At 28.3% G+C, this 6580-nt stretch carries 4 protein-coding genes; 3 read left to right on the forward strand and 1 reads right to left on the reverse strand.

The genetic code is table 11. The features are described from left to right. The 3 genes from QZZ11_RS01455 to QZZ11_RS01465 all read left to right on the forward strand — a co-directional run. Positions 1–2194, forward strand: a 2194-nt coding sequence (locus tag QZZ11_RS01455) for an ABC transporter permease (protein ID WP_292472871.1), incomplete at its 5' end; no start/stop codon positions are given. Between the two features lie 354 nt (positions 2195–2548). After that, positions 2549–4417: an AAA domain-containing protein gene (locus QZZ11_RS01460; RefSeq protein WP_292472873.1), complete on the forward strand. Its 1869-nt coding sequence runs from the start codon at positions 2549–2551 to the stop codon at positions 4415–4417. 397 nt (positions 4418–4814) lie between these two features. Then, positions 4815–6101 (forward strand): O-acetylhomoserine aminocarboxypropyltransferase/cysteine synthase family protein, encoded by a 1287-nt coding sequence (locus tag QZZ11_RS01465; RefSeq protein ID WP_292472875.1) that lies wholly within the window; start codon positions 4815–4817, stop codon positions 6099–6101. Positions 6102–6306: 205 nt separating this feature from the next. Here QZZ11_RS01465 and QZZ11_RS01470 read toward each other — a convergent pair. Beyond that, a partial coding sequence (locus QZZ11_RS01470) for an Ig-like domain-containing protein (RefSeq protein ID WP_292472877.1) occupies positions 6307–6580 on the reverse strand: 274 nt, incomplete at its 5' end.

Consider the following 6580-nt stretch of genomic DNA (forward strand, 5'->3'; position numbering starts at 1 on the left):
CATGTCTTTTTTAACATTATGGATTTTTTCGGGAGTAGGCGCAGAAGTTGCTGGAATACAACAAACAGTCAATGAATTTTATGATGAAACAGATATGGCGGATATGTGGGTCTATTCGGAAAATTTAAGTAATGATTCAATAAATCAAATTAAAGAAATATCCACGACTGAAGACTTTGAAAGACAACTGATATTACGTTCAACTGCTAATATAAGTGGAAATCCAACATTAACATTGCATTTTATAGAAAAAAACAAGTTATCCAAATATTATCCTGTAGATGGGGATAAGTTCAATATGGATGATGAAGAAGGAATCTGGTTGGATAAACGTTTTGCTGATGCTCATAATTTAAAAGTAGGTGACAAAGTAAAAGTTGAATTCAATGGATTGAGTATTGAAAAAACAATTAAAGGTTTAGGTTATTCTCCGGAGTATGTTTATGCACAGGGAGATAGTTTAATACCTGACTTCAAGCTTCAGGGATTTGCATACCTGTCGCATAAGGCATTTCCAATAGAAAATGTACCATACAATGTAATTTTAATAAAAAGTAATGATACTGATTATCAATCAAAATTGGATGATAAAATTAATTATGATACACTAATTCCTTTTAACGATCATGTAAGTGTTAAACAGTTCCAATCGGAAATTGATCAGCATAATATGATGGGAAATTTATTTCCAATAATTTTTGTAGTTGTAGCTATATTAACCTTGTTAACTACAATGACTAGGATAGTAAACCATCAAAGAACACAGATTGGAACATTAAAAGCACTGGGATTTTCAAATAAGAACATAACTATACATTATATTTCATATGGATTTTATTTAACGTTGGTCGGTGCAGTTTTGGGATTAATAGTTGGACCAAATACGCTTCCATATTTATTTTTCCCATCTATGAGTTCGTTTTATACATTACCTAACTGGCATTCCGGTTTTGATATTAAATTTGTATATGTGGCAACATTGATGATATTGATATCAGTAATAGTAACATATTTGGCAGCAAAAAATATTTCAAAGGAATCTCCTGCTGCAACATTAGTTCCTAAAGTTCCAAAAATTTCGGGAAAAGGTTTATTGGAGAAAACAAATATTTGGAATAAAATCGGATTTAATGGAAGATGGAATTATAGGGACATCAAACGAAATAAGATTAGATCATTAGTAACAATAGTGAGTATTGTAGGCTGCACTTTACTATTGATATCGGCTTTTGGTATGAATGATGGGATGAATGATTTGAAAACATGGCAATACGGTGATATATGTCATTATGAAAGTCAATTAATTATAGAAGACAATGCAACAATGGAACAAGTTAATAATATAACTGAAGACTTAAACGGTCTTCAGGTTATGAATCAGCAAATTGAAATTAAAGCAAACAATATTACAAAAACATCAAGCATTATGGTATATAATAAATCGGACTTGATTACGCCGACAGATAAAAACATGAAATCTATGGAATTACCTGAAGATGGTATTAGTTTAACAGAAAAATCTGCAGAGTTGTTGGGGGTAGAAAAAGGTGATGTAATTGAGTGGCACATTTATGGGGATGATAAATGGATAAATTCTACAATTGATGCAATCTATGCAGATCCTACCACTCAGGGAATAACCATTTCTCAAGATAAACTTGAAGAAATGGGATATAATTTTACGCCAACTATGATTGTAACAAAAGAAAGTATCAACGATAAAATTGATGGTATAAGTAGTATAAATAATTTTTCGGACTTACAGAATACTTGGGATGAATTAATGGAATCGGCTAATCTTTTGATAGCAATATTAATAATTTTTGCAATAGGATTATCTGTCGTGATGTTATATAGTTTGGGTATTTTAGCTTTCACAGAAGTTGAACGTGATCTGGCAACATTAAAAGTTATTGGATTCAAAACTAAGGATATCAGAAGATTGTTTCTAACACAGAACTTAATACTTTCGGTTATAGGTTTTCTTTTTGGAGTTCCGATAGGATATTATGTTTTAAGAATAATGATGGACAGTTCTGGCGATACATTTTATTATCCAATAAATTATAATCCTATAACTATTGTTATAACATTTCTATTTGTTATTGGATTGTCCTTTTTAGTTAATTTGTTGTTTTCTAGTAAAATAAAGAACATTGACATGGTTAAATCTCTTAAAAAAGGAAGGGATTAAAAAAGTATTCTAATACCTTTTCTTTTTTAGATTTTTTTAGAAAAATTTTAAATAAATATATTATATATTATGAATAAAATATTATTTGTTTAATGTTAAATTAAACATTAAGATATTATGTTAAATTTATAGAGATACATAATATGACACCTAAATAAATTGAACTAACTTAAGTTAGAATAGAACTTCCTTGTAAAAGGATAGTTAAAAACTAATTATATCCTATTTGAAGATAAATATGGTTTTCGTGAGAATAATTATATTTATCTTTAAATCTATTTTAGAAACTGCTTGTTTTTTCCCATTTTTAAAAAAGTTTATTAATACTTTTGAATAATATAGTATTACAATATTATGAATTACAATATAACTGATTTTTCCAAAGAACTTAAAGAATTTATAGAAAAAGAAAAAAAATCAAATAAGATTATTAAAGCAGATATTGTTGGGATTAATAAGGATATCCTCAAAGTTTCTACAGGATACAATACTGATTTGACAAAAAATATGAATATAGAAATTGACAGAGTACCTGCAAAAATAATTTTCATAAAGGGTAAAAATATTCAAATAAAAATATTAAAAAAAAGTAATTTCTCTTTAAATCAAAACGTTTCTATAAAAAACATCCAAAAGGATATTATCATACATAAGTTACAGGAAACACTCAATAGTATCACAGATAATAAACTTAACAAAGAAAATAAGAAAACTTTGGATGTAATTGTTAATGATTTTGGGATTTCTTTTTCTGATGATAATTTTAAAATATCTTCAAAATTAAATCAAAATCAAAAGATAGCCGTTAAAAAAGTTTTACAGGCAAATAAATTTCACATTATTCAGGGACCACCAGGTTCTGGAAAAACACATACAATAACGGAGATAATTAAACACTTGTATTTTTCTGGTAAACGAATATTGGTTACTACTCATACACACGTTGCATTAGATAACATCATTGAACGATTGGATTCTATTGATCAAAAGGATATTTTAAGAATAGGGCGCAACGAGAAAATTTCAGACAAAGTTTTAAAATATGCCCTCGATGAGCAGATAAAATTACATCCGGATTATGGAAAAATATATGAAAAAAAGAGTTTAATTGAACAGTTACAGAATAGTGACTTAATTTTTGAAAATGGAATTATCAACAATTATAAAAATAAGAATATTTTTAATAAAATTTTTAATCTATTGTTTAACATTAAGGAAAATAAAAATTCACAGGATAATTCACATGGTAGTCCAAATAACTTCAATAATATTGATGAAATAAATGAAATTAAAAAGGAAATAGATGATATTAAAAATAATATGCAACATGATATAGTTGGTGGGGCAAAAATTATCGCATCCACAGTACTTTCTTCAAGTAGTTTTTTGACAAAAGATATTGAATTTGATTATGTTATCATGGATGAAGCCAGTCAAGTTCCAGTATATCTTGCATTAATTCCTCTTTTGAAAACCAATAAATTCGTTTTAATAGGAGATAACAAACAGTTACAGCCTATAAAAAATAATAATGCATCTTATTTGTTGAATAAATCCATTTTTAACTTATTGATTGAAAAATATCCCCATAATTATACTTTTTTAAACACCCAATATAGGATGAATAAAAAAATTAGTGATATAGCTAGTTACTTATATTATGATAATAAGCTTCTTACGGGGGATGCAGTTAAGAATCAGAAGATTTCTCTTAAGAATAATAAATATTTTTTATTGAATGAGGATGTTATAACTTTTATTGATACTAGTGATGTTAATTTTAATGAGGTGGATTTAGCAGGTGGGTGTTGTAATAAATATGAATCCTGTTTAGTTTTGCATCTTGTTGATGCATTACTTTCTAATGATATTTCTTGTGAGGAAATAGGTATAATTACTCCATACAGAAAACAAAAAAATCATATTATCAAATTACTTAACAACAAGGGTATCAACATAGAGTGTGATACTATTTATAGGTTTCAGGGCAGAGAAAAGGATGTCATTATTATTTCATTTTGTAAAAGTTTAAATAAATCATTAAATGATTTTCAAAAAAAGTTTTTGGCCGATGAAAATCAATTAAATGTATCTTTGACAAGATCTCGGAAGAAATTAATTATTATCGGTAATTATTCTATGTTGGGCAGTGCTCAAAACATTAAGGATTTGGTGAATGAAATTAGTCGTGAAAATATATTATATCTTGATGATATTTTATGATTCTATCAAAAATAATTGAAACATTTATATATATAAAAAAATATAACTATTGTTATATCCTTAGAGATATAAATTTAAAAATTATAATTGTTGTAATATTATTTTTTTAGAACTGAATCAGTCACTTTTTCCTAAGTCTTACTGCATATTCATATTTAAACATTTAATATTATAACAATTGTTATATTATCAAAATTATATTTATTATACTAATCATTCATAAGATAAAAGTTTGGAGAGTTTTCTTAGTTTTAAAAAACTAATATTAAATAATAATTAAAGATAAAATAAACAAAATAAGAACAATTAAATTATAAAAAATCAACAAAAAAAATTTTATTAATAAAATAAAGATATAAAAACAGAATCAAAAAATAGAAACATAGGACGTGTTATTGTGGTATACGAAGTAAAAAATAAGAAAAACATAGCAACTTTAGGATTACATGTAGGACAAGAGGAAACAGATGAAACAGGTTCAAGAGCAGTTCCAATTTATCAAACAACATCATATGTATTTAATAATACTGATCAGGCAGCAAATAGATTTGCTCTTCAAGAAGGAGGAAACATTTACACAAGATTAACCAATCCTACAACAGAAGTATTTGAAAAACGTATTGCAGCTATTGAAGGAGGAACATCTGCCTATGCAACAGCATCTGGACTTTCTGCAATATTCTATGCAATTATCAATTTAACTGAAGTAGGAGACAATATTGTTTCCGCTGACAATTTATATGGTGGAACATTTGAATTATTTGAAAATACATTAAAAAATCTTGGAAGAACAGTAAAATTTGTAGATTCACAATCACCAGATGAATTTGAAGCAGCAATAGATGAAAAAACCAGAGCAATATATGTGGAATCAATTGGAAATCCCAAATTAGATATTCCTGACTTTGATGTAATTTCAGAAATCGCACATAAAAATGGAATTCCATTAATAGCAGATAATACCATAGGTATAGGTTCAGTTAGACCATTTGATCATGGTGCAGACATTATTGCAAGCAGTGCAACAAAATACATTGGTGGACATGGAACAACACTGGGTGGAGTAATCATCGAAAACGGAGACTTCAATTGGGACAATGGTAAATTCCCTGGTTTAACAGAACCTGATGAAACATATAATGGATTGAAGTTCTATGAAACTTTTGGTCCGGCAGCATTCACAACCAGGATAAGAGCAGTATTGGGACGGGATACAGGGGCTGTACCAAGTCCATTCGGTTCATTCCTATTACTACAAGGATTGGAAACATTAAGCTTAAGAATAGAAAAACATGCTGAAAATGCATTAGCAGTAGCAAAACACTTGGAAGCACATCCAAAAGTAGCATGGGTAACATATTCTGGTCTTGAAAGTAGTCCAAACCATGAAATAGCAAAAAAATATGCTGAAAAAGGTTATGGTGGAATAGTATCTTTTGGTCTAAAAGCAGGTTATCAGGGTGCAATTGATTTTATTAACAACACAGAATTATTATCTTTACTGGCAAATATAGGTGATGCAAAATCATTAGTAATCCATCCAGCATCAACTACCCACTCCCAACTAACAGAAGAACAACAAAGAGCAACTGGTGTAACTCCTGACTTAATCAGGTTCTCAGTAGGTATTGAAGATTTAGAAGATATTCTGGCAGATGTTGATCAGGCATTAGAAAAAATTTAATAATATTAATTCTTTTTTAACCTCCTCTCTTTTTTTTAAAGTTTGAGATTAAAACTTTACATATTTAAACATTTTCCTTATTATTTTAATCCCTTAATTTTTATAATATATTGGGGTTTTGTATAATTATCTTGAAAAAAAGTGAATACAATTTTACAGCATCTAAAAAATTAAAAAAATAGATGGGGGGAGAAGTGTTATTTTTTTATGCTTTTTTTAGTACTGTGAATGTTGTACTGGTTTCGAAAGCATTATATTTGGCACTTCCGCTGTAACCTATGGTTACGTTGTTTATGCCTTCTTTGGTGGTTGTTACTGATAAGGTGTATTTTCCTGTGCTGTCTGTTTTTGCATAGTATTTTTTGCCGTTTATTGTTATTTTTACGTTACTGTTTGTCACTGCTTTTCCGTTTGCATCGGTGAATGTTCCGGTTATGGTTACGTTTTCACCTAGTGTTACGTCACTGATTGGTTCGTAG

It is taken from the genome of Methanosphaera sp. (assembly GCF_016282985.1).
Taxonomy (GTDB): domain Archaea; phylum Methanobacteriota; class Methanobacteria; order Methanobacteriales; family Methanobacteriaceae; genus Methanosphaera.

Excerpts from the sequence above, each read along its gene's own strand:
- QZZ11_RS01460 (WP_292472873.1), top strand. The coding sequence starts at position 2,549 with ATGAATTACAATATAACTGATTTTTCCAAAGAACTTAAAGAATTTATA.